The organism is Streptomyces sp. NPDC059355 (assembly GCF_042752335.1).
Classification (GTDB): domain Bacteria; phylum Actinomycetota; class Actinomycetes; order Streptomycetales; family Streptomycetaceae; genus Streptomyces.
The window spans coordinates 151,444-172,762 of the sequence record NZ_JBHYXN010000001.1 but is presented as its reverse complement, the minus strand read 5'-3'; the positions used below and the strand labels follow the sequence as shown (position 1 = coordinate 172,762).

Here is a 21,319-nt window from a genome sequence, read left to right as displayed (position 1 = left end):
CGTTCACTGCCCGCGGCCTCGTAGGGTCGGAGGATGACCACACCTGAGTTCATCCGCCAGATCCGCGCCTCCGCCGGGAACCAGCTGCTCCTGCTGCCCGGGGTCACCGCCATCGTCTTCGACGACGACGGGCGGGTCCTGCTCGGCCGCCGCTCCGACACCGGCCGCTGGTCCGTGGTCGGCGGGATCGCGGAACCGGGGGAGCAGCCCGCGCAGACGGCGGTGCGCGAGGTGTACGAGGAGACGGCGGTGCACTGCGTCCCGGAGCGGGTGGTGCTGGTCCAGATGCTCGAACCGATCACGTACCCGAACGGGGACGTCTGCCAGTTCCAGGACATCACCTTCCGCTGCCGCGCCACCGGCGGCGAGGCCCGCGTCAACGACAGCGAGTCGCTGGAGGTGGCCTGGTTCGAGGTGGACGCCCTGCCCGAGCTGGAACCCTTCGCGGTGGACCGCATCCACCGGGCCCGCCACGATGCCCCCACCTGGTTCGCACCGATGCCGGGCCCGACGGTGGAGAACGCCGTGCCGGACGGGGACCCCGGCGCGCTGCGCGCCGAACTGGAGCGGGCGCGATCCGAGCGTGACGCGGCCCTGGGCGACCTCGGCCGGCTGCGGATCCAGGTCGAGTCCCTGACATACCCGAGCGAGGCCACGGCGGCGAGCTGGTCGCGGATCGACCACCTGATCCTCGGGAGCCGAACGATCCAGGCCGTGCAGAAGATCCGGGAGGAGTTCGGCGCGAGCCTGCAGGAGGCGGTCGAACTGCTCGGCAACCGCGTCGGGCGGCTCCAGGAGGAGCGGCCGGACGATTTCCACACGGACCCGGTCGACCCCGGGCAGCCCGCCGGGCGGGGCGGGGGTCAGCCTGCGGATACCGCCGCCTCGCGGTAGAGCTCCAGGGCCTGGTCGTCCATGACCGCGCTGTACGAGACCTCCGGGACCGTGCCGCCGCCCTCGTACCCGCCGAGGACGCCGACCAGGGTGCCGTCCGCCAGCCAGGGGCTGCCGCTCGTGCCGCCGCTGAGGTCGGGGCAGTCGATCCGGCGCTGCGTCTCGGAGAACAGGCTCGTGGTGTTCGCGCAGCGCAGCGGGGCCTCGTCGCTGCTGGGGTAGCCGAGGATCGTCACCGTCACGTCGTCCGGCTGCGCGGTGGCCACCGGGAAGCCGCCCACCGCGTCCTCGATGCGGGCCGTGCCGCCGTCCGCCGGGGCGACCGTCGCGAAGGCGATGTCCTCGTCCGGGTCCTTGCCGTCCGTCCAGCCCGGGGCGAGGGACACGCCCGTCAGCTTCCACGTCCCGTACGGGGCCTTGCCGTCCCGGTAGCCCGGCGCGAACACGGTGCTGTCCGGATTGTCCAGGCAGTGCGCGGCGGTCGCGATCACGTTGCGGTCGTCGCTGTGCACCACCGCCGCGGTGCAGAAGTGCCCGCTGTCGAGGGAGCCCGCGAACAGCGCGCCCACCCGGTTCGCCGTCGGATCGGACCCGGCCTCGGCGGTGACCCCCAGCGGCGGCACGGCCGCCGCGTCGGGCAGGTCCACGCTCAGCAGCGCGGCCATCGCGGCCAGCGCCAGCAGGATCCGGGACGCCCGCCGGGTGCGGGCGCTGTGGGCCGGTCGAGGAAGCATGCGGGGGATCATGCCCCGAGCCTCCCCACCGAAGCTATGGCCGGAGCCTCATATTCCATATGAATGTCCTGTGAATCCGGGCTCCGCAGGCGGCCGCCCGCCGCGCGGGCGAGACTGGCAGAGGCCGGCAGGGGGGTCCAGGAGGTGTGTCCCCCATGACCGCACAGCACCGCACGCCCGTGGTGTTCATCCACGGCCTCTGGCTGCATTCCACGAGCTGGGAGGGGTGGGCCGACGCCTTCAGGGAAGCCGGCTACGAACCCGTCCTGCCGGAGTGGCCCGGGGTGCCGGACACCGTCGCCGAGGCCCGGCGCCGCCCCGACGACCAGGCCGGGGTGGGACTCGTCGAGATCTCCGACGCACACGCCAAGGTGATCCGCGACCTGCCCGTCCGGCCCGTCCTCGTCGGGCACTCGGTCGGCGGGTTCATCGCCCAGCACCTGCTGGGCCAGGGCCTCGCCGAGGCCGCCGTCGCCATCTGCCCCGGGCAGATCAAGGGCGTCAGGGCCATCGCCCCGGCCCAGGCCAAGTCGACGTTCGCCGTCCTGCACAACCCGGGCAACACCCGCCGGTCCGTCTCCCTCAACCGTGAGCAGTTCCGCTACGGCTTCGCCAACGCCGTCTCCGAGGAGGAGTCCGAGGAGCTCTACGACGAGTGGACCATCCCGAGCAGCGCCCGGCCGCTGTTCCAGCTGGCCCTCGGCAACTTCACCCCGCACTCCCCGGCGAAGGTCGACACCGGGAACGAGACCCGCGGCCCGCTGCTCCTGCTGTCCGGCCGGCTCGACCACACCGTCCCGGACCTGCTGACCCGCTCGACCTACAAGCAGTACCGCCACTCGCACGCGACCACCGAGTACCAGTGCTTCGAGGACCGCGGCCACTCCCTGATCGTCGACCACGGCTGGCCGGACCTGGCCCGCGCCTCACTGTCCTGGCTGGACTCCCACACCGCCGCCGCGGCCGCCTGAACGCGCGCCAGGGGGTGTCCGCGAAGTCCCGCCTGCCCCGCGACGCCCGGCACGCGACCGCCCTTCGGGCGGCCGGCGCTACTTTGCGGACACCCCCTGGCGCCGCTCGTACACCGTCACCCGGCGGCCCCGGACCTGCCGGTCCTCCACCACCGTGAACCGCTCCTTCAGCACCGCGGCCTTCGCCGCGTCCCGGGCGGCCCCCGAGGGCTTCGCCACCTTCGCCGCGTCCGTCACCAGCAGCACCCGCGACCGCCCGAGCAGCGCTTCCCGGATCCGCGCCGGGTCCGCCTCCTCGCCCTTGAGGGTGGCCGAGGCCACGGGACTGCGCTCCAGGGCCACGTCCGCCAGCCCCGCGAAGGCCTCCGGCGACACCAGCGCCGTGTCCCGCCGGGCCGCCGGTACGAACACCACCGCGTCCCCGGGCCGCCCCAGCCGGGCCACCTCCCCGGCCACCGCCAGTACGTCGTCGACCCGGCTGGCCGGAGCCCGCTTGCCCAGCTCCACCGGGAGCAGCGCCAGTACCGATATCCCGATCGCACCCGGCACGAGCAGGCCGGCTCCCCTGGGGAACAGGGGTCGGGCGGCTCCTACGGCCGCTGCCAGCCCCGCCCCGATCAGCAGGGCCAGCCCCACCATGCTGAACAGCACGTACCGGTCCAGGAACAGCGGCTGGACCAGGGAGATCCCGATCAGGCCGAGCTGCGGGACCGCCAGCAGCGGCAGCCCCACGGCCGTCGCCGACAGCCGGCCCGCACGCGGCCGGTCCGCCAGGGCACAGACACCCCCGACCGCCAGCAGGATCGCCGGGCCGATCATCATGTGCCAGGTCAGCGGCGGTATCCAGGACACCTGGTCGGACTGGCTCCGGCTGAACAGCACCAGCGGCAGTGCCCCCGCGACCGCGCAGGCCCCGTACGCGGCCCAGCGCAGCCACACCCCGCGCCCGGCCCGCACCCACCACAGCGTCGCCGCGTGCGCGGGCAGGACCAGCAGCGAAAGCCAGTTCAGCAGCGCGCACACCAGCACCGCGACCGCGTACGCCGTCCACCGCGGCCAGGCCCGCCGCCCGCTCCGCCCGGTGCCGGGCACCTCGGACAGGAGCGAGACCAGCAGCAGCGTGGAGAGCCCGGCACCGGCCGCGACCAGCGCGTAGGGGCGGCCCTCCTGGAGGTAGAACTGCACGGCCGGCAACAGCGCGAGCGCCAGCCCGCCGCCCAGCCCCGCCCAGAACCCGGCCAGCCGTCGCCCGATCACGGCCACGCAGGCCGCGGCGGCCGCCACCGCCAGGACCGACGGCAGCCGCAGGGTCGTCGTGCTCGCCCCGAAGACCTCGAAGAGCCCGTGCATCAGCAGGTAGTACAGCCCGTGCACCGCGTCGACGTTGCCGAGCATGTCCACGATCTCGCCCGTCGAGCGCCCCGCCACCTGCCAGGTCGCCGCCTCGTCCCGCCACACGCTGTCCTGCCGGGCGAGCCCCCACAGACCGAGCCCGAGCGTCCACAGGGAGGGGATGAGCCAGATGAGGGGCCCGCGACGGGCCGCGGGTATGTGGCAATGCATGAAGGCGCTGGAATCCTAGGTCTGGCGTTCGGGCGGAAGGCACCAGTCTATGGACGACACGGACGGTTTCCGGACCGGCTGTTGTGCACCGCGGAGCGTGATCGCCGGACCCGCCCGCCCCTAGCCTCGCCGCAGGAGCACGAACGAGGGGCGGTACCCGGTGAACTGGCTCATCCACGACTACCGCGAGAGCGATCTCGCCGCGGTGGTCCATCTGATCGACACCACGGCCGAACTCGGCCAGGAGTCCGTCTTCTCGCTCGCCGAGTGCATCAGCGCCCTCACCGACCGGCAGCCCTGCGTGGTCGCCGTCCACCAGGGCGTCCCGATCGGCGCGGCCCTCGCCTGCGTCACCGGCGAGCGCGCCTGGGTGATGCGGATCGCGATCGCCGCCGGCTGGCGCGGCCGGGGCCTGGCCAGCGCCCTCCTCGTCGAGCTGGAGCGGCGGCTGATCGCCGCCCGCGTCGGGCGGATCGCGTACGTCCTGCCCGAGGAGGACCTGCTCGGGGAGGGCCTGCTCAACGCCGGGTACACGCGCCAGCCCGCCGTCGCCTACTTCGAGAAGACCGAGCCGCTGCACGGACCGGCCGCCGGCCTCCTCGACGACCTCGGCGGCCGTTTCCTCCAGGGCGACCTGTGGACCAAGGTCGCCGGCATGGAGCACGAGAAGGACCTCATAGAACGGCGCGTGGTCCTCCCGCTCGCCGAGCCCGAGCGGGCCGCCGCGCACGGGGTGCGGCCGCCGCGCGCCATCACCCTCTTCGGCCCGCCCGGCACCGGCAAGACCACCTTCGCCCGGGCCATCGCCTCCCGGCTCGGCTGGCCCTTCGTGGAACTGCTGCCCTCCCGCCTCGCCGGCGAGGGGAACCTGGCCGCCGCGCTGCGCGACGCGTTCGCCCGGATCGCCGAGCTGGAGCGGGTCCTCGTCTTCATCGACGAGGTCGAGGAGATCGCGCCCGTACGCACCGAGCCCGCGCAGCCCGGCGGGATCCACGGGGTGACCAACGAGCTGCTCAAGCTGATCCCCGGATTCCGGGAGGGTGACGAGCGGCTGCTGGTGTGCGCCACCAACTCCATCCGCTCGCTGGACCCGGCGTTCCTGAGACCCGGGCGCTTCGACTACCTGATCCCGATCGGGACCCCGGACGCCGGGGCGCGCGCCGCGATCTGGTCCCGCTACACGGCGGGCCGCACCGATGTGGACGTGGCGGCGCTGGTGGCCGCGAGCGAGCTGTTCACCCCGGCCGACATCGAACACGCGGCGCGGATCGCGGCGCAGGTGTCCTTCGAGCGGGACCTGGAGGCGGTGGGCGCGCGCGGAGCGGCGGCGGCCCAGCTCGGGGCCTCCACGCAGGACTACCTGGCGGCGGTCGCGCAGTGCCGGCCGACGGTGACGCCTGCGATGACGGGCGAGTTCGAGGCGGACATCACCGCCCACGCCAGGTTCTGAGACCCCGGACGGGGGCGGGTCCGGCCTGCCACGGACAGGTCGGCAGGATGGCCCGCAGCCACTCCCCAAAGCGGCTGCGGGCCTCCCGCGCGGACTGGCATCCGTGCGGGACGGCCGCGCTCCGGTTGGGGTGTTCGCCGGCTGGAACGTGACGCGCAGGGGCGCCGGAGGGCGTCCCTGAGCCCTCGTCAACGCCTTCGAGTCAACCAGCGGGCGGAGTGCGCGCGCTTCGGCCGGACGGCCACCGCCGGGTCTGCCGCCTCGGCCGGAAGGACTATCCGGCGCAGCGGTACGTGAACCGCGTCGACGCGGTGCGCTCCCCGGGCGAGACCAGCCGGAGCTCGGCCTCGGCCCCGTACGTCCCCCGGCCCTGGAAGGTCCACAGGAGGTGCAGCCGGGCTTCCTTCCTGCCGCGCGGCACCCGCTCGGTGAGCTGCTCCGACTGCGTGCCGTCGGAGCGGATCCACCGGTACGTGAGGGTCCCCGGCCGCCCGTTGGTCCGTACGACGGCCACCACGTCGGCGGTCGAATCGCAGCCGGGCCCCTGCGGGTCGGCGGTCGCGACCGTCACGTCCCGTACCTCGATGGCGGGTCCGTACCGCTGCCAGGCCAGGTACGCCAGTACAGCGAGCAGGATCACGGCGGCCAGGGTGTACCGCCGCCACTCCCCGCGCCGGCGGCGCGGCACCGGCTCCGCGACCACCACGGGGAACGGCGCCGGCATGGCGGCCGTCACCCCGGGGCCGAAGCGAAGGACCGAGCCCTCGACCCGGTCGGGCACGGCCTCCCGCGGCTGGACCCGGGTCTGCTGCTGCGTCGGCTGCGGCCCGCTGAACCAGTGGCTGCCGAGGACGGTGGCGCTGTAGTCGTCGTCGCTGTCGCTGTCGCTCATGAGATCGTGCACCGCCTGATGAAGACCTGGCTGGTCGAGGAACCGTTGCCGGCGGCGGGCCTGGTGGTGGCGCGCACGCCCCAGTAGCAGCCCGCGCCGGAGAACGTGTGGGTCTTGACGAGGGGTGCGGCGGCGCCCGGCTGGTACGTGAGGGTGTCCGCGGCGCCGTCCGCCTTGCCCAGCCGCCCCTCCACGTCACCCGTGAACCATTCGAGCACCACCGTCACCGGCGCGGTGCCCTTCGCATCGACGCTCACGGTCGCCTGGCCGACGGAGATTCCCGTCTGCCGGACGGTGACGGACACCGCGCCGACGACCACCGTCGGCTTCGGCGAAGGCGGCGGGGTGGTGGTGGGCGGCGGGGTGGTCGGCGCCGTGACGGTGGGTGTGGCCACCGGTGAGTAGCCCGGGCTCGGCGTGGACGAAGGCGACGCGGAGGCGGACGGGGAGAGGGAGGGGGAGGGGGACGGGGAAGCGGACGGTGAGGGGCTCGCCGACGTGCTCGGGCCCGGCGCCGGCGAGGGGCCCGTGGCGCCGGGGCTCGCACTCGACGTCGCGAACGCGTTCAGCGCGGCGGCCCCGCCGGCCTCCCCGCCGGCCGCGCTGTACGTGAGCGCCGTCAGCACGCCGAGGACCAGCGCGGCGCCGCCCGCGATCAGACCGCGCCGGCCCGGGGCCCAGCGCGAGGGCTGCGCGATCGTGGTCGTCGCCACTGCCGTGGTGCCCGCGGCCGGGGCGCCGGCGGAGGGGAACAGCAGCGGCAGCAGCGCGGCGAGCGCCGCCAGCTTGCGCTGCCCGCGCTCCTCCCAGTCGGGCCCGTACGCGGCCAGCGCCACGCCCTCCAGCTCGGAGACGAACTCCTCGGCGTTCTCCGGCCGCTCCTCCGGGGCCTTGGCCAGACCCCGCCGGATCAGCGGGCGGACCGGCTCCGGGGCCTCGGTCTCCGGGACGGGCGCCTCTATGTGCTGGACCGCGAGCTCCGCGAAGTTCTCCCCGGCGAAGGGCTTGCGGCCGGTCAGGCACTCGAAGAAGGTCGCCGTCGCCGCGTACACGTCGGCGGCGGGCGAGGCCGGGCGGCCCTGCCACTGCTCGGGGGCCATGTACGCCGGGGTGCCGGCCACCCCCGGGGTCGTACCGCGGCGCGCCGCGATGCCGAAGTCCACCAGCTTCGAGGAGCCGTCGGCGGAGACCAGTACGTTCTCGGGCTTGTAGTCGCGGTGGACCACGCCCGCCCGGTGCGCCGCGGCCAGGCCCAGCAGCGAGCCCTTGAGCACCACGAGCGCGGCCTCGGGATCGGCCTGCCCGGCCTGCTTCAGCAGGGCGCGCAGGGAGATCCCGTCGACCAGCTCCATCACGATGGCGGCGCCGGCCGGCGCCTCCGTGTGCTCGACGTATTCGTACAACCGGACCACGTACGGGGTGTCCAGTCCGCCGAGGAGGCGGGCCTCGGCCCGGAACTCCCCGACGAACGCCGGGTCCTCGCGCAGCCGGTCGCTGAGGTACTTCACCGCGACCGGCGTGCCCGTGGCCTCGTGGACGGCGAGTACCACGCGGCCGCTGCCGCCCGAGCCGAGCTCCCGGACCTGCGCATAGCCGGGCACCGTCCACGCGTTCTTCATCGTCATGCCCCCGTCCGTACCCGTGTCCCGTACCCGTGTCCCTGTGTCGGCCGCGTCGCCGCGCCCCGGCCCCGGGCGGTCCGCTCGTGCCGAGCGGCCACACCCAGGGACACGGTTTGCGCCACGGCCGGTTCCCAACCGCGCGGAGCATTTCACACGGTGGTCAGGGTGTTTTACGGGGGCCGTACACGGGTCTTCCCGGGGTCACGCCGCGGCCGCCGCCGCGCCGATCATGGTGTGCAGCCGGTCCGCGGCCGCCCTCCCGAAGTCCGGGTCGTTGATGTGGGTGTCGTAGTCGTAGAGCCGGGCGGAACTGCCCCGCAGCCCCTCGCGCAGCGCCGAGAACAGGGCCCGGTCCGCGTCCGGGTCATGGTAGGTGCCGCCCGGGGCGCCGAGCGTGGACAGTCCGCGGAGTGGGACGCACACGGCCGTGGGGCCGGTCGCGGCCCGGAGTTTGGCGGCGACCCGGCGGCCGAGCTCCGCGCATTCGGAGCGGGTCGTGCGGATCACCGTGATGGACGGGTTGTGTACGTGGACCCGCCGGTAGCGGGCCCGTTCGGGCAGGGTCTCCAGCGGGCCGAACTTCACCATGTCCAGCGCCCCCAGGCTCACCACCTGCGGAATCCCGGCCCGCCCGGCGGCGCTGAGCCGGTCGGGGCCGGCGCTGAGGACGCCGCCGCACAGGTCGTCGGCGAGCTCGCTGAGCGTCAGGTCGAGGACGCCCGCGAAGATGCCCTGGCCGGCCAGGGTCTCCAGGGTGCGGCCGCCGGTGCCGCTGACGTGGAAGACCAGTACCTCGTAGCCGAGTGCGGTCAGCCTCTCGCGCGCGGCGTCCACGCCGATCGTGGTGACGCCCGCCATGCTCGCCGCGATCAGCGGGCGGGAGCCGGCGCCCAGCCGGGCCGGGCGGTGCAGTTCCATGGAGGCCCGTTGGAAGGCCTTGGCCATCCCCGCGGCCGCCTCGGCCGCGTTCGCCATGACCGGCGCGGAGATGCTGTTGATCCCCGCGATGTCCACCACGCTGTACATCATCGTGATGTCGCAGGATCCGACGTACGGGGCCACGTCCCCGGACGCCATGGACGAGACCATCAGCTTCGGCACGCCGAGCGGCAGCGCGCGCATGGCCCGGGTGGCGATGGAGGTGCCTCCGCTGCCGCCTATGGCGAGCACCGCGTGCAGCCGGCCCTCGGCGTGCAGGCGTAAAAGCGTCGCCTCGGCACCTTTGGCCATCGCCGTCACGGCCGCGCCCCGGTCGGCGGCCGCGCGCAGTTCCGACAGTTCCGTCCCGGCCGCCCGGGCGACCGCTTCGCGCGGTACGTCCGCGGGCACCCGGGGATCGCCCATGATTCCTGTGTCGACCATGATCACCTCGACGCCGGCGCGCAGCAGCCTCTCGCGCAGCCAGCCGTACTCGACACCCTTGGTGTCCAGGGTTCCCACCAGCACGACGATCGTCATATGTGCAATGTCCATGCACGTGGGGTTTGTTGGCAAGTCAAGGTCGGGTCAACCTCACGAAAGCCCCAACAGCCTCTGCAGGAAAGGGATTTGAGAGGGAATCAGCTTGGTTTCGGCCACCGGGGGAGTGAACCAGGCCACCCGGTCCAGTTCGGGGAATTCCTGCGTCCGGCCCGAGTGCGGAGGCCATTCCATCGTGAAGGTCCCGGGCACCATCAGCGCCGGATCCAGGTCCGCCCGTACCGCCCAGATCGTCACCAGCTTGCCGCCGGGGATCCGCAGCTCGCCCAGCGGGAGGTACGGGCCCTCGGGCGGCGGCAGGCCGATCTCCTCGGTGAACTCCCGGCGGGCCGCGTCGATCGGGGCCTCGTCCTCCTCGTACTCGCCCTTGGGGATGGCCCAGGAACCGTCGTCCTTGTGCTCCCAGAACGGGCCGCCCATATGGCCGAGGAGGACCTCGATGCCCTCGTCCGGGGAGCCGGCCGGCCCGGCGGCGGTGCGGAACAGGAGCAGTCCGGCGCTGCGCTTCTGCGTCATGCGTCCATGTATGCCCCGTGCGAGGGCTCCTCAGTGGTCGTGCGGACCCTGCCGGTGCACCGGGCCGTGCGCGTCCGCGCAGTGCGGGTCGGCCGGGCCCTCGCCCGGGCGCCCGACCGTGAGCAGGGCCTCCTGCGCGTGGTCCACCTGGAGGGTGGTGTGCGTGATCCCGTACTCCTTCTCCAGCAGGCGCTCCAGGTCGCGGCGCACGGCGTGGCAGTCGCCGGCCGGTTCGACCAGGACGTGCGCGGACAGCGCCGCCTGTCCGGAGGTGATGGTCCAGATGTGCAGGTCGTGCACCTCGGTGACCGGAGGGTGCCCGACGAGCCGGTCGCCGACCGCGTCCGGGTCCATGTGCGCCGGGGCGGCCTCCAGGAAGATCCGGCCGGACTCGCGGACCAGCCCGTAGCCCGCCTTGACCATCAGCACCACGACCACGAGCGTGGCGATCGCGTCGGCCTGGACGAACCCCGTGGTCAGCACGATCAGGCCGGCCACGGCGGTGCCGATGAAGGCGAACAGGTCGTTCAGGATGTGCTGGTAGGCGCCCTCGACGGCGAGCGAGGAGCGGTTCGCCTTGGAGATGCACCACGCGGCGGCCACGTTCACGACGATGCCCGCGAGCGCCGTCACGAGGACCAGCCCGCCCGCCACGGGCGGCGGGTCGAGCAGCCGCCGGACCGCCTCGTACGCCAGCCAGACGGCGAGCAGGAGCAGGGTGAGCCCGTTGGCCTGGGCTGAGAGTATCTCCGCGCGCTTGAGGCCGTAGGTGAACCCGCCGCGCGCCGGGCGGGCCGCGAGCCGCATCGCGATCAGCGCGAGGACGATCGAGACGGCGTCGGTGAGCATGTGGGCGGCATCGGAGATCAGGGCCAGCGACTGGGCCACGACGCCGATGACGACCTCGATCGCCATGAACGTCCCGATGAGGCCGAGCGCGATGGCCAGCCAGCGGCGGTCGGCGTCGGCGGAGACGCCGTGGCTGTGCCCGCCGTGACCGCCCTGCCCGCCGTGGCCGTGATCGTGGCCGGCGGCGTGGTCGTGGCCGTGGTCGTGCGGCGCGTGGCGGTCGTGCGCGTGGTCGAGCCCACTCATGGCGTCCCCCGTGTGTTCGGTTCCGACGCGTGAAGTGAAGCGCACCGTGGCGCAATGGGCAAAGGCTGCAACGGGGACCGTTGTCATTACCCATAAGAGGCCGCTGACCTGCGGTGATGTAGATCGCTGCCGAGCCGGGCGGATCGTGGGAAAATCTCCACATGGCCCAGCGCCCCGGTGCGGCGACCGCGCCCGAGCTCGTCCTGGAAACCGACGCCGGCACCACCGCGATGGTCCCGGGACGGACGTACCACGTCGGCCGCGACCCCCTCTGCGAGATCTGCCTCGACGACGCCCGGGTCTCCTGGCACCACGCGATCCTGCGCCCCGACGGCGACCACTGGACCGTGGAGGACGAGGACAGCACCAACGGCACCTGGGCCGACGGCCACCGCATCCACGCGTGGAGCGTCGGCGAAGGCAGCGAGCTGCGCTTCGGCGCCGCCACCGACGGCCCGCGCGCCCTGCTGCACGGCCCGGCTCCGGCCGCCCCCGCCGCCCCGGCCGGCGGACCCGTCGACGCCCGGCCCTCCTCGGTGTCGTACCCGGCCCTCACCGGTACCTTCCGCCGGCCCACCACCGTGCGCCCGCTGCCCGCCCGTACCGCCGTGCGCATCGGCCGCGCCCCCGCCAACGACCTCGTCGTAGACGACCTCATCGTGTCCCGCCGCCACGCCGAACTGCGCGCCCTCGCCGACGGCACGTACGAGATCGCCGACCTCGGCAGCCACAACGGCACCTTCCTCAACGGCACCCGCACCGACCGCGCCCCCGTCACCGAGGGGGACATCATCGGCATCGGCCACACCGCCCTGTGCCTCGTCGGCGACCAGCTCCAGGAGTACGTCGACACCGGCGAGGTCTCCCTCGACGTCCAGGACCTCGCCGTCACCGTCGACCACGGCCGGAAGACCCTGCTCGACCACGTCTCCTTCCCCGTCGGCGCCAAATGCCTGCTCGCCGTCGTCGGCCCCAGCGGAGCCGGCAAGTCCACCCTCCTCGGCGCCCTCACCGGACTGCGCCCCGCCGACCACGGCACCGTCCTCTACGACGGCCGCGACCTCTACCGCGACTACGCCGAACTGCGCAGCCGCATCGGGCTCGTCCCCCAGGACGACATCCTGCACGCCCAGCTCACCGTCCGCCGCGCCCTCGCCTACGCTGCCGAACTGCGCTTCCCGCAGGACACCGCGCGCGCCGAACGCCAGGCCCGCGTCGACGAGGTGATCGGCGAACTCGGTCTCGGGCAGCGCGCCGACCAGCCCATCCACAGCCTCTCCGGCGGCCAGCGCAAACGCGTCTCCGTCGCCCTCGAACTGCTGACGAAGCCCTCCCTGCTCTTCCTGGACGAGCCCACCTCCGGCCTCGACCCCGGCATGGACCGGTCGGTCATGCACATGCTGCGCGGCCTCGCCGACGACGGCCGCACCGTCATCGTCGTCACCCACAGCGTGCTCAGCCTCGACGTCTGCGACCGGCTGCTCGTCCTCGCCCCGGGCGGGCGCATCGCGTACTTCGGGCCGCCCGAGGAGACCCTCGGCTTCTTCGGCTTCGAGCAGTGGCCCGAGGCGTTCGAAGCCTTCGAGAACGAGCGGGGCCGGGACTGGGCGGGGGAGTACCGCAGCTCCCCGCAGCACCGCACGTACGTACGGAACGCCGCGCGGCAGCCCCGGACGGACGGAGACCGGTCCGCGGCGGCCGCATTCGTCGCCCCGCCGCCCAAGGCCCAGAGCTGGGGCTCCCAGCTCTCCACCCTGATGCGCCGCTACGCCGCCGCCCTCAGCGCCGACCGCACCTTCCTCGCCATCATGATCGCGCTGCCGTTCGTCATGGGCGCCATGACCCGGGCCCTCGCCGGCAGCACCCTCACGGCGGAGACCGCGATCAACGCCCTGCTCATCCTGTGCGTCGGCGGCGTACTGACCGGCGCCGCCAACGCCGTACGCGAGCTGGTCAAGGAACGCGTCATCTACCAGCGGGAACGGGCCGTAGGCCTGTCCAGATCCGCCTACCTGATGTCGAAGGTGCTGGTGCTCGGCGCCGTCACCGTCGCCCAGGCCGTGGTGCTGACGCTGGTCGGGCTGTACGGAGTGGACACCAACGCCCCCGGAGGCAAGGGCGTCTTCATGCCGCCCCTGATCGAGATCACCCTCGCCGTCGCCCTGCTGTCCTTCACCGCGATGATGCTCGGCCTGCTGGTCTCCGCCCTGGTCCGGAAGGAGGAGGTCACCATGCCTCTGCTGGTCCTCCTCGCCATCGTCCAGGTGGTCTTCTGCGGGGCCCTGCTCCAGCTCGACGGCGTGCCGGTGATCGGACAGCTGGCCTGGCTGGTGCCCTCCCGGTGGGCACTCGGCGCCATGGCCGCGACCGTCGACCTCGGCGCGATCGTGCCCGGGAAGCTCACGGACGACCCGCTCTTCGCGCACAGCGCCGGGGTGTGGCTGCTGGACATGGGGATGCTCATCGCCCTGTCCGTCCTGTTCGGGGTCGTGGTCCTGCGGCTGCTGCGCCGCCACGAGCCCGCGATCATGCGGAAGTAGCCGCCGATGACCAGTACGGCCGGACCCGCCGACTTCCACCCCACCCACGTGGTCCCCCGGGAGGGGCTGCCCGCCTGGGAGGGGCCCGACCTCTCCCGGCCCACCGCGGCCCTGGACCCCTTCCTGCCCGTACAGCTGCTGTCCCGGCGCGGGGAGCGGGGGGAGATCCTGTGCGCCAACGGCTGGTCCGCCTGGGTGGACGGGCGGCTCCTGGTCCCCGTACCCGAACCGCCCCCGGCGACCGGTGGCCGGCCGCCGGAACGCGCCGAGGACCCGCTGCCGCTGCTCGCGCACGCAGCCGAGGCCCTGGAGCGCTACCGGCAGGCCGCCGCCGACCTCGCCTCGGGGCGGACCGGCACCGACGCGTTCCGGCGGGCGACGCGGGGGCTGCGGGCGGGCATCGTGGTCGACGGGGAGTCCGTCTGGCTGTACGAGGAGGCCGGCGGGCGCTGGATGTACGGGGACGCCACCGGCCTCGTGACGTACGCGGTCGGCGAGGCGGCCGGGGCCCCGGGCGAGCCGGAGCCCTCGGAGCTCTCGGAGCCGTCGGAACTCTCGGCGGCGTCGGCGCGGGAGGACCGCGGGGCCGGAGCCGACGTACGGGCGGACCCGGCACGGGCCGCCGCGGCCGGGCGGGAAGCCGGGCACGAGCCCACGCGGATCGTGACCCCGCCCGAGGGCGGAGGGCGGTGATGGCCGCCGAGCCCCTGGGCGGGCGCCCCTCCGACCTCCGCGGGAAGCAGATCGCCGGGTACCTGGTGGAGAGCGAGATCGGCCGAGGCGGCATGGCGGTCGTCTACCTCGCCCGCGACCTGCGGCTGGACCGGCCGGTCGCGCTGAAGCTGCTGGCCCCCGAACTCGCCCGCAACGACGTCTTCCGGCAGCGCTTCGCACACGAGTCCAAGGTGGCCGCGGCCATCGATCACCCGCACATCGTGCCGGTCTTCGAAGCGGGCGAGACGGACGGGCTGCTGTACATCGCGATGCGGTACGTCCCCGGACAGGACCTGCGCGCACTGCTGGACCGCACCGGGCCGCTGCCGGTGGAGACCGCGGCCCGGATCGCGGGCCAGGTGGCCTCGGCGCTGGACGCGGCGCACGCCCACGACCTGGTGCACCGGGACGTGAAACCGGGGAACATCCTGGTCGCGGAGGGGACGGACAGCGAGCACCCCGAGCACGTGTACCTGACGGACTTCGGGCTGACGAAGAAGTCGCTGTCGCTGACCGGGTTCACGAGCGTCGGGCAGTTCGTCGGCACCCTGGACTACGTGGCGCCCGAGCAGATCTCCGGCAAGCCCGTCGACGCCCGCTGCGACGTCTACAGCCTGGGCTGCGTCGTGTACGAGACGCTGACCGGGAGCCCGCCGTTCCGGCGGGACGACGACATGGCGCTGCTGTGGGCCCACCAGTTCGATCCACCCCCTGCGGTGAGCTCACGGCGGCCCGGTCTGCCGGCGGCGGTCGACGAGGTGCTGGCGAAGGCCCTGGCCAAATCACCGGACGACCGGTGGAGCAGCTGCCTGGAGTTCACGGGTGCGCTGCGCAGGGCCGGAGCCGAGTCGGATCCGCCGCCCGGCGCGCCGCCCCCGCCGCCGCGCTGGGCGCTGCCGGTGTTCCGGGGCGAAGACACGGGGTGACGGCCGGTCACCCTCCGACTGCCGTGCGGTCATCCTCCGGCGGCCGCGGGCGGCTTCTCGACGAGGCCGCGGCGGTGGACCGGGCGGGCCAGCAGCGCACCGAGGAAGCCCGCGAGCGCACCCCACAGCAGGGCCAGCCCGACATTGCGCCACAGCAGCGGGCGCAGCTCCACGGCACCGCCGAGCCCGCCGACATCGCCGATGCCCAGCAGCGACAGCCCGAACCGGGCCTGGACACCGGCCAGCAGGCACACCATCAAGGTGGCGAGCGCGAGGGCCACGGCCAGATGGAGCGCGTGCTGCCAGGCGCGGATGCCGGCCGGGGAGCGTACGGCGGCCAGGAAGCCCGTGGCGAGCAGCAGCACGGCGGCGACGGCCACCAGCCACCAGGCCCGGGAGTCGCGCGCGGCGAGCGAGGCCACGTCGACCCGGGACAGGTCGGTCCCGCGCAGCACCTCGTCCAGCAGCTGCGGCATCGGCAACCCGAGCGGCCCCTCCACCTTGCCCTCCCAGGCCCCGCCGAAGCCCAGGGTGAGCCCGAGCCAGACCAGGTTCGGCAGGCCGAGCAGGATCACGGCGAAGGTCCTGTCCGCGTGCCCCTGGGTGGCCGCCACCACCAGGCCGACGACGACGCCGAGGACCACGTACGCGAGGAGCAGGGCCACGGTGGCGAAGGCGGCGGGGCGCACCGCCGCGTGGAAGCGGACCAGCCGGGCCGGGAGCGGCGCCCGGCGCGAGACCAGCAGGGCGATCAGCAGCAGGCCCAGGATCCACAGCAGTCCGAAGCCGAGGGTCGCGGGCAGGGCGGCCCGGAAGCCGACCTTCGGGGAGGCGTCGAGGACCTCGGCGAGGTCGGCCACCGGGGAGTCGCCGGTGGCGATCCCGAAGGTCTGGCGGGCGAGGAGCGCGGCGCCGGTGAGGGCGAGCAGCCACAGCAGGACCAACGGGCCGGCCCGGGTCAGGAGTTCCCCCGGCCGGGCCACCGCCCGGTTGTGCAGGGGACGCAGGAAGAGGGCCCCGGCCGCCAGGGCCCCGGCGAGACTCACCGAGAGCGGGAGTACGGACAGACTCGCGTCGGCCTCGGCCAGGAAACCCGCCCCGCCCGTCACCTCGACCGATCCGCCGGCCGCCATCACGACGACCGCCGCGACGACCCGGGGGAACGCGCCACCCGGCAGACCGGTCGCCCCCGCGCAGGCCAGACCGGCCGCGGCGACGGCGGCCATCAGCGCGAAGCCCGCCACGACGGCGACCAGGGCGTCCCGCCAGGCCCGCGCCGACAACCCGGATGCCGCACCCGGTGCTGCCGGGCGCGGTGACGACGGACGCGGTGACGACGGACTGCTCGCACTCACGCTGCAACCGTAGGCACGCTCGGCTTGCGGCCACCACCGGGACGACGCACACAATGGTCCGCAGGGACCGGAACTCCGCCGCCTGGGAAGAAGAGCCCGTGACCACGCAACCTTCCGGCCCCGGCCAGGAGCCGCAGCGGCCCACGCAGTCCTCGCAGCCGCCTGCAGGCCGCCCCACCGGTCCTCCGTCCGGCCCCCTCTCGGGCGGCCGGCAGGGCCCGCCGCCGACTCCGCCGCCCGCTCCACCGTCCGGGGGCACGCCGCCGGGTCCGCCGGGGCCACCCGCCAAGGGGCCCTGGTGGCGATCCGTGCCCCGGCTGGCCACCGCACTCGTGGCGGTGGCCGCCGCCGTCGTCCTGGCCGTGGTGCTGACCCGGCCGAGCGGTTCCCCCTCCGCCCGGGGCGAGGTGTTCCTCCAGCCCGCCGCCGCCACCGGACCCGCCCCCTTCACCGAGTCCACCGTCACGCGGGAGGCCGTACCGCCGCCGCAGAGCCCGGCGCCGTCGGCGCGGAGCGCCACGCCCGGCACCGGCACCACCGCCACGCCCAGCATCAGCGGTTCGGCGCCGGGCCTGTACGGCGGCACCCGGTCCGTGGCCAGCTGCGACGTCGAGAAGCAGATCCGGGCGCTGTCCGCCGAGCCCGCCAAGAACGGCGCCTTCGCCTCGGCGCTCGGCATCCGGCCGGAGTCCGTACCCGGATACCTGCGCGCGCTGACCCCGGTGCAGCTGCGCACGGACACCCGGGTCACCAACCACGGCTACCGCGACGGGAAGGCCACCGCCTACCAGGCGGTGCTCCAGGCCGGGACGGCGGTGCTGATCGACGACCGGGGGGTGCCGCGGGTGCGGTGCGCGTGCGGCAACCCGCTCGGTGCCCCGGTGGCGCTGCCGGCCGACCCGAAGCGGCACGGGCAGCCGTGGAGCTCGTACCAGCCGTCGAAGGTGGTGGTCATCGCGCCGTCGGAGACGGTCGTCCACAAGTTCGTGATGTACGACCAGCAGGACCGGGGCTGGTTCGAGCGGGGCCGGGGCGACCACCAGGGCAAGCACGACAAGCCCGTGCCGCCGCCGGTGCTCCCGCCCGCGCCGGTCACGCCTTCGCACCCCGCCCCCGCGACCTCGGCGGAGCCCCCGAGCCCGCCGCCCCCCTCGCGCTCCCCGGCCGAATCGGCGTCCGTGTCCTCGCCCCCGCCGTCCTCGCCCCCGCCGTCCTCCGCGCCGCCGTCCGAGCCCGCGTCCGCACCGCCGTCCGAACCGGCGTCCGAGCCCGCGTCGAAGCCGGCGTCCGAGCCCCCGCCGGGGAAACCGGGGGACTCCGCCACACCGTCCGCGCAGGGGCCCGGCTGACGGGCGGGCGGCTTGTGCGGGCACGCGCAGGGGAACGGTGAGACCCTGGCTGCATGGCCGAAAGGGGAGCGAGCCCCGAGTTCGACTGGCCCGCGCAGCCGGACATGAGCCTCGCGCTCAACCGCATGGGCACCTTCGACTGGGACCTCGACAGTGGGCAGATGCATCTGGATCCCACCGCCCTCGAGGTCCTCGACCTGCGCCCGGAGGAGTTCACCGGCACCCCCGAGGGGCTGCGGGCGCGGGTGTCGCCGGGTGAGGAGGTCCGGCTCGACGCCCGGGTCGCCCAGGCGCTCAAGGACGGCCGCAGCCACTACGGGGCATACGTACGCACCCGCCTGCGCGACGGAACCCCCGTCTGGACCCACATCCAGGGCCACATCCTGCGCGAGGTGAACGGCCGGCCGTACCGGATCATCGGGATCCTGCGCGACGCCGCCCACGATCCCGGCGAGCCCGGCGCCGGCGGCGAGCAGGCCGAGGGACGCCGCCGGATGACCGGAGTCGTCGAGCGGACCAGCGCGATCCTGGCCCACGCCCGCACCGTCAACGACGTGACCGACGTCCTCAAGGACCCCGAGGCCCTCGGCCACCTCGGCGCGGTCAGCGTGATGCTCGGCATCGTCGACGGCGGCCGGATCCACCTCGTCGCGGAGGGGCAGCTCGGCAGTTACGTCCCGGAGATCGAGTACACCCGCATCGACGCGCGGCTGCCGATGAGCGAGGCCGTACGCAACCTCCAGCCGGTCTTCATCGCCTCGCGCGAGGAATTCCAGCAGAGCTACCCGGAGCTCTGGCCCTACATCGAGCCGCTCTCCGTGCGCAGCGGCGTCTACCTGCCGCTGATCGCGCAGGGCCGGGCCGTCGGCGCGCTCGGGCTGCTGTACACGCGGGACGGGGACTTCACCGCCGAGGAGCGGAACCTGCTCGTCGCACTCGGCAGCGGCATCGCGCAGAGCCTCCAGAGGGCCATCCTCTTCGAGCAGGAGCACGATCTGGCGGAGGGGCTGCAGCGGGCGATGCTGCCGCGCCGGATCCCGGAGGTGCCGGGCGCGCGGATCGCCGTACGGTACCGGGCCGCCCGGATGGGGCGGGACATCGGCGGGGACTGGTACGACGTGGTCCCGCTCGGCGAGGGCCGCGTCGGGGTGATGATCGGCGACGTGGAGGGGCACGACACGGACGCCGCGGCCGTGATGGGCCAGCTGCGGATCGTCCTGCGGGCGTACGTGGCCGAGGGGCACACGCCCGGCACCGCCATGGCGCGGGCGTCGGCCTTCCTGCGGGAGCTGGAGACGGACCGCTTCGCCACCTGTACGTACGCCGAGGTGGACCTGAACAGCGGCATGCTCCAGATGGTCCGCGCCGGCCACCTCGACCCGGTCGTGCGGCGTGGCGACGGCAGCTGCCACCGCATCCCGGTGGCGGGCGGACTTCCGCTCGGGCTGCCGCCCCGCGACGGGTCGGGAGTCGGCTCCGGCTATCCCGTGACCAGCCTCGAACTGCACCCCGGCGACACCTTGGTGCTGTGCACGGACGGCCTGCTCGAACGGCCGGACGGCGCCCCCGAGGCGGGGATGCAGGAGCTCATGGAGGCGGTCTGCGGCGGGCCGGCGGACGTGGAGGAGCTCGCCGACGTCCTGTGCGACCTCGTCGGTGACGCGGGGGTCGGCGACGACATGGCCCTGCTCCTGCTGCGCCGCCGCGGCACCCCCGCCGCGCGCGGCGGCGGCCCGCTGCGCCTGCCACTCCATCCCGGAGACCCCGACGGCCCGGCGATGGCCCGCCACCTGATCCGCGCGGCGGTGTCCGCGTGGGGAGCCGAGGACCGGGCCGACGAGATCGAACTGGCGGCGGACGAGCTGATGACCAACGCCCTCGTGCACACCGACGGAGGCGGCCACGTCAACGTACGGCTGACCTCGGAGGGCCGGATCCGGATCGAGGTCGAGGACACCAGCAGCGCCCTGCCGCGCCGGCGCGAGGCGGGCGACTGGGCGGTGTCGGGGCGCGGCCTGCTGCTGGTGGACCGGCTGACGGAGGAATGGGGCGTGGAGCCCCGGGGCGGCGGGAAGAGCGTGTGGTGCGAGTTCGCCGTCCCGGAGCATGCGGCGGCGTGAGCCGCGCGGGCACCGCCGGGCGGCGGGTCAGACCGCCGCGTACGGGCCCTGCTCCGCCTTCGTGGTCTGCATGGCCGTCAGCTTGCGGACGAAGACGATGGCGAGGACGGCCGCGACGACCGTGAGGAGGTCGGTGACCATCCCCACGGCGGACGCGTCGCGCAGGGCCTCGGGAGTCTGGGCCCGCCCGTACTGGGCACTGAACACCCGGTCGGACAAGGCCGAGAGGACCCACACGGCCCACCAGGCGTTGACGGGAGTGGCGGAGACCTCGCGGAACGAGCCGTCCGGTGCGAACTGGGTGCTGGCCGTCCAGATCTCCTTGGCGGTCCGGTAGGGCAGGAACAGATTGCCCAGCGGGATGAACCAGCCGCCGATGGCCCAGCCGCGTGTCTGGGAGAAAGCGTCGGGGCGCATGATCTCGCCGTTCACGCGGACGCGGTGGAACCAGATGATGAAGACGACCGCCGTCGCCAGCAGGATCAGGAACTGGAGGGATCCGGCGATCGCGGTCAGGGTGTCCGACCGGTCGAGTGCGTCGTCACCGACGCCCGCCGGGTCGGCTGTCAGCCGCTTCATGAGCGAGAAGACGTACCCGCTGATGGCTGCCGAGAACAGGTTCACCGCGGCGGCGACCCCCAGCAGTGCGGTGACCGCGACCGCCAGACCGCGCGGGGAGCGCAGCACGTCCGCGGGGGGCCACGGGGCGGCGTACGGCATGCCGGGGTACGCGCCGGCGGGGTGGCCGGGCTGGGGCTGTCCCGCGTACGGCTGTCCGGCGTACGGCGGGGCCGGGTAGGGCTGCGGGCCGGAGGGCTGGGCCGGGTACGCCGGTGCCGGGTACGGCTGCGGCGGTGTCGGCTGCTCCGGCGCAGGTGCCGCGGTCGCGACCGAGGCGTCGGTCTCGGTCGCGGGCTGCGACGCCGTCGGAGCTGCGGCCGGGGCCTGAGCCGGAGGTGGAGTCGGCGTGCCCTGCGGCTCGTTCGAGGACATGTGGTGTGTACCCCCCCACGGGAACATGATTCAGAGATGCGTGTGCCCGCCGACCTGCGGCGGACCCGCTCGAACCTTGCCAGCCGGGCATCCGGCCGCCAAATCC

General features: G+C 74.2%; 16 protein-coding genes and 1 pseudogene. 8 read left to right on the top strand and 9 right to left on the bottom strand.

The window, feature by feature from the left end; translation table 11 throughout:
- Nucleotides 1-33 precede the first annotated feature (33 nt).
- A pseudogene (locus tag ACFXGI_RS00740) lies at nt 34-498 on the top strand (NUDIX domain-containing protein); the annotation flags it as partial.
- Nucleotides 499-863: 365 nt separating this feature from the next.
- On the opposite strand, the gene ACFXGI_RS00735 reads toward ACFXGI_RS00740, so the two are convergent.
- On the bottom strand, nt 864-1,628 hold the full coding sequence (locus tag ACFXGI_RS00735) for a trypsin-like serine peptidase (protein WP_384701199.1): 765 nt from the start codon (nt 1,626-1,628) through the stop codon (nt 864-866).
- A gap of 155 nt (nt 1,629-1,783) precedes the next feature.
- Here ACFXGI_RS00735 and ACFXGI_RS00730 point away from each other — a divergent pair, with 155 nt between their 5' ends.
- A complete protein-coding gene (locus ACFXGI_RS00730; RefSeq protein WP_384701196.1) occupies nt 1,784-2,599 on the top strand; it encodes an alpha/beta hydrolase in 816 nt (271 codons plus the stop codon).
- A gap of 78 nt (nt 2,600-2,677) precedes the next feature.
- Here the strand turns inward: ACFXGI_RS00730 and ACFXGI_RS00725 are convergent, their stop codons facing one another.
- On the bottom strand, nt 2,678-4,162 hold the full coding sequence (locus ACFXGI_RS00725) for a hypothetical protein (protein ID WP_384701193.1): 1,485 nt from the start codon (nt 4,160-4,162) through the stop codon (nt 2,678-2,680).
- Between the two features lie 160 nt (nt 4,163-4,322).
- On the opposite strand from ACFXGI_RS00725, the gene ACFXGI_RS00720 reads away from it, so the two are divergent.
- A complete protein-coding gene (locus ACFXGI_RS00720; RefSeq protein ID WP_384701191.1) occupies nt 4,323-5,612 on the top strand; it encodes an ATP-binding protein in 1,290 nt (429 codons plus the stop codon).
- 274 nt (nt 5,613-5,886) lie between these two features.
- On the opposite strand, the gene ACFXGI_RS00715 is transcribed toward ACFXGI_RS00720, so the two are convergent.
- The 5 genes from ACFXGI_RS00715 to ACFXGI_RS00695 form a co-directional block, all read right to left on the bottom strand.
- Nucleotides 5,887-6,504: a hypothetical protein gene (locus ACFXGI_RS00715; RefSeq protein WP_384701188.1), complete on the bottom strand. Its 618-nt coding sequence runs from the start codon at nt 6,502-6,504 to the stop codon at nt 5,887-5,889.
- Complete coding sequence (locus ACFXGI_RS00710; protein WP_384701185.1) at nt 6,501-8,129, bottom strand: serine/threonine-protein kinase; 1,629 nt, start codon at nt 8,127-8,129, stop codon at nt 6,501-6,503. Before ACFXGI_RS00710 ends, ACFXGI_RS00715 begins: the two co-directional genes overlap by 4 nt.
- Nucleotides 8,130-8,327: 198 nt before the next feature.
- Nucleotides 8,328-9,584, bottom strand: coding sequence for a Tm-1-like ATP-binding domain-containing protein (locus ACFXGI_RS00705; protein WP_384701810.1), 1,257 nt, complete (start codon nt 9,582-9,584; stop codon nt 8,328-8,330).
- Between the two features lie 54 nt (nt 9,585-9,638).
- Nucleotides 9,639-10,121, bottom strand: a complete 483-nt coding sequence (locus ACFXGI_RS00700) for an NUDIX domain-containing protein (RefSeq protein ID WP_384701182.1) — start codon at nt 10,119-10,121, stop codon at nt 9,639-9,641.
- Between the two features lie 30 nt (nt 10,122-10,151).
- Nucleotides 10,152-11,216, bottom strand: coding sequence for a cation diffusion facilitator family transporter (locus ACFXGI_RS00695; RefSeq protein ID WP_384701179.1), 1,065 nt, complete (start codon nt 11,214-11,216; stop codon nt 10,152-10,154).
- A 161-nt stretch (nt 11,217-11,377) separates the two neighbouring features.
- On the opposite strand from ACFXGI_RS00695, the gene ACFXGI_RS00690 reads away from it, so the two are divergent.
- The 3 genes from ACFXGI_RS00690 to ACFXGI_RS00680 are packed head-to-tail and all read left to right on the top strand — an operon-like array spanning nt 11,378 to nt 15,396.
- On the top strand, nt 11,378-13,756 hold the full coding sequence (locus ACFXGI_RS00690) for an FHA domain-containing protein (protein ID WP_384701176.1): 2,379 nt from the start codon (nt 11,378-11,380) through the stop codon (nt 13,754-13,756).
- A 6-nt stretch (nt 13,757-13,762) separates the two neighbouring features.
- Nucleotides 13,763-14,449: a hypothetical protein gene (locus tag ACFXGI_RS00685; RefSeq protein ID WP_384701173.1), complete on the top strand. Its 687-nt coding sequence runs from the start codon at nt 13,763-13,765 to the stop codon at nt 14,447-14,449.
- The gene (locus ACFXGI_RS00680) at nt 14,449-15,396 is read left to right on the top strand and encodes a serine/threonine-protein kinase (RefSeq protein WP_384701170.1); all 948 of its coding nucleotides are present in this window, start codon (nt 14,449-14,451) and stop codon (nt 15,394-15,396) included. Before ACFXGI_RS00685 ends, ACFXGI_RS00680 begins: the two co-directional genes overlap by 1 nt.
- A gap of 29 nt (nt 15,397-15,425) precedes the next feature.
- Here ACFXGI_RS00680 and ACFXGI_RS00675 read toward each other — a convergent pair whose 3' ends face one another.
- Entirely contained in the window at nt 15,426-16,751 is a 1,326-nt protein-coding gene (locus tag ACFXGI_RS00675; RefSeq protein ID WP_384701168.1) for a streptophobe family protein, read from the bottom strand.
- 98 nt (nt 16,752-16,849) lie between these two features.
- On the opposite strand from ACFXGI_RS00675, the gene ACFXGI_RS00670 reads away from it, so the two are divergent.
- Nucleotides 16,850-18,100: a DUF6777 domain-containing protein gene (locus ACFXGI_RS00670; RefSeq protein WP_384701165.1), complete on the top strand. Its 1,251-nt coding sequence runs from the start codon at nt 16,850-16,852 to the stop codon at nt 18,098-18,100.
- A gap of 53 nt (nt 18,101-18,153) precedes the next feature.
- Entirely contained in the window at nt 18,154-20,220 is a 2,067-nt protein-coding gene (locus ACFXGI_RS00665) for a SpoIIE family protein phosphatase (protein WP_384701162.1), read from the top strand.
- Nucleotides 20,221-20,247: 27 nt separating this feature from the next.
- Here ACFXGI_RS00665 and ACFXGI_RS00660 read toward each other — a convergent pair whose 3' ends face one another.
- Entirely contained in the window at nt 20,248-21,213 is a 966-nt protein-coding gene (locus tag ACFXGI_RS00660; RefSeq protein ID WP_384701159.1) for a DUF4328 domain-containing protein, read from the bottom strand.
- Between the last annotated feature and the right edge of the window lie 106 nt (nt 21,214-21,319).

Coding starts and splice junctions, on each gene's coding strand:
- ACFXGI_RS00660 (WP_384701159.1), bottom strand. CDS start 21,213: ATGTCCTCGAACGAGCCGCAGGGCACGCCGACTCCACCTCCGGCTCAG.
- ACFXGI_RS00680 (WP_384701170.1), top strand. CDS start 14,449: ATGGCCGCCGAGCCCCTGGGCGGGCGCCCCTCCGACCTCCGCGGGAAG.
- ACFXGI_RS00700 (WP_384701182.1), bottom strand. CDS start 10,121: ATGACGCAGAAGCGCAGCGCCGGACTGCTCCTGTTCCGCACCGCCGCC.
- ACFXGI_RS00735 (WP_384701199.1), bottom strand. CDS start 1,628: ATGCTTCCTCGACCGGCCCACAGCGCCCGCACCCGGCGGGCGTCCCGG.
- ACFXGI_RS00695 (WP_384701179.1), bottom strand. CDS start 11,216: ATGAGTGGGCTCGACCACGCGCACGACCGCCACGCGCCGCACGACCAC.
- ACFXGI_RS00685 (WP_384701173.1), top strand. CDS start 13,763: ATGACCAGTACGGCCGGACCCGCCGACTTCCACCCCACCCACGTGGTC.
- ACFXGI_RS00705 (WP_384701810.1), bottom strand. CDS start 9,584: ATGACGATCGTCGTGCTGGTGGGAACCCTGGACACCAAGGGTGTCGAG.
- ACFXGI_RS00690 (WP_384701176.1), top strand. CDS start 11,378: ATGGCCCAGCGCCCCGGTGCGGCGACCGCGCCCGAGCTCGTCCTGGAA.
- ACFXGI_RS00730 (WP_384701196.1), top strand. CDS start 1,784: ATGACCGCACAGCACCGCACGCCCGTGGTGTTCATCCACGGCCTCTGG.
- ACFXGI_RS00665 (WP_384701162.1), top strand. CDS start 18,154: ATGGCCGAAAGGGGAGCGAGCCCCGAGTTCGACTGGCCCGCGCAGCCG.
- ACFXGI_RS00725 (WP_384701193.1), bottom strand. CDS start 4,162: ATGCATTGCCACATACCCGCGGCCCGTCGCGGGCCCCTCATCTGGCTC.
- ACFXGI_RS00715 (WP_384701188.1), bottom strand. CDS start 6,504: ATGAGCGACAGCGACAGCGACGACGACTACAGCGCCACCGTCCTCGGC.
- ACFXGI_RS00710 (WP_384701185.1), bottom strand. CDS start 8,129: ATGACGATGAAGAACGCGTGGACGGTGCCCGGCTATGCGCAGGTCCGG.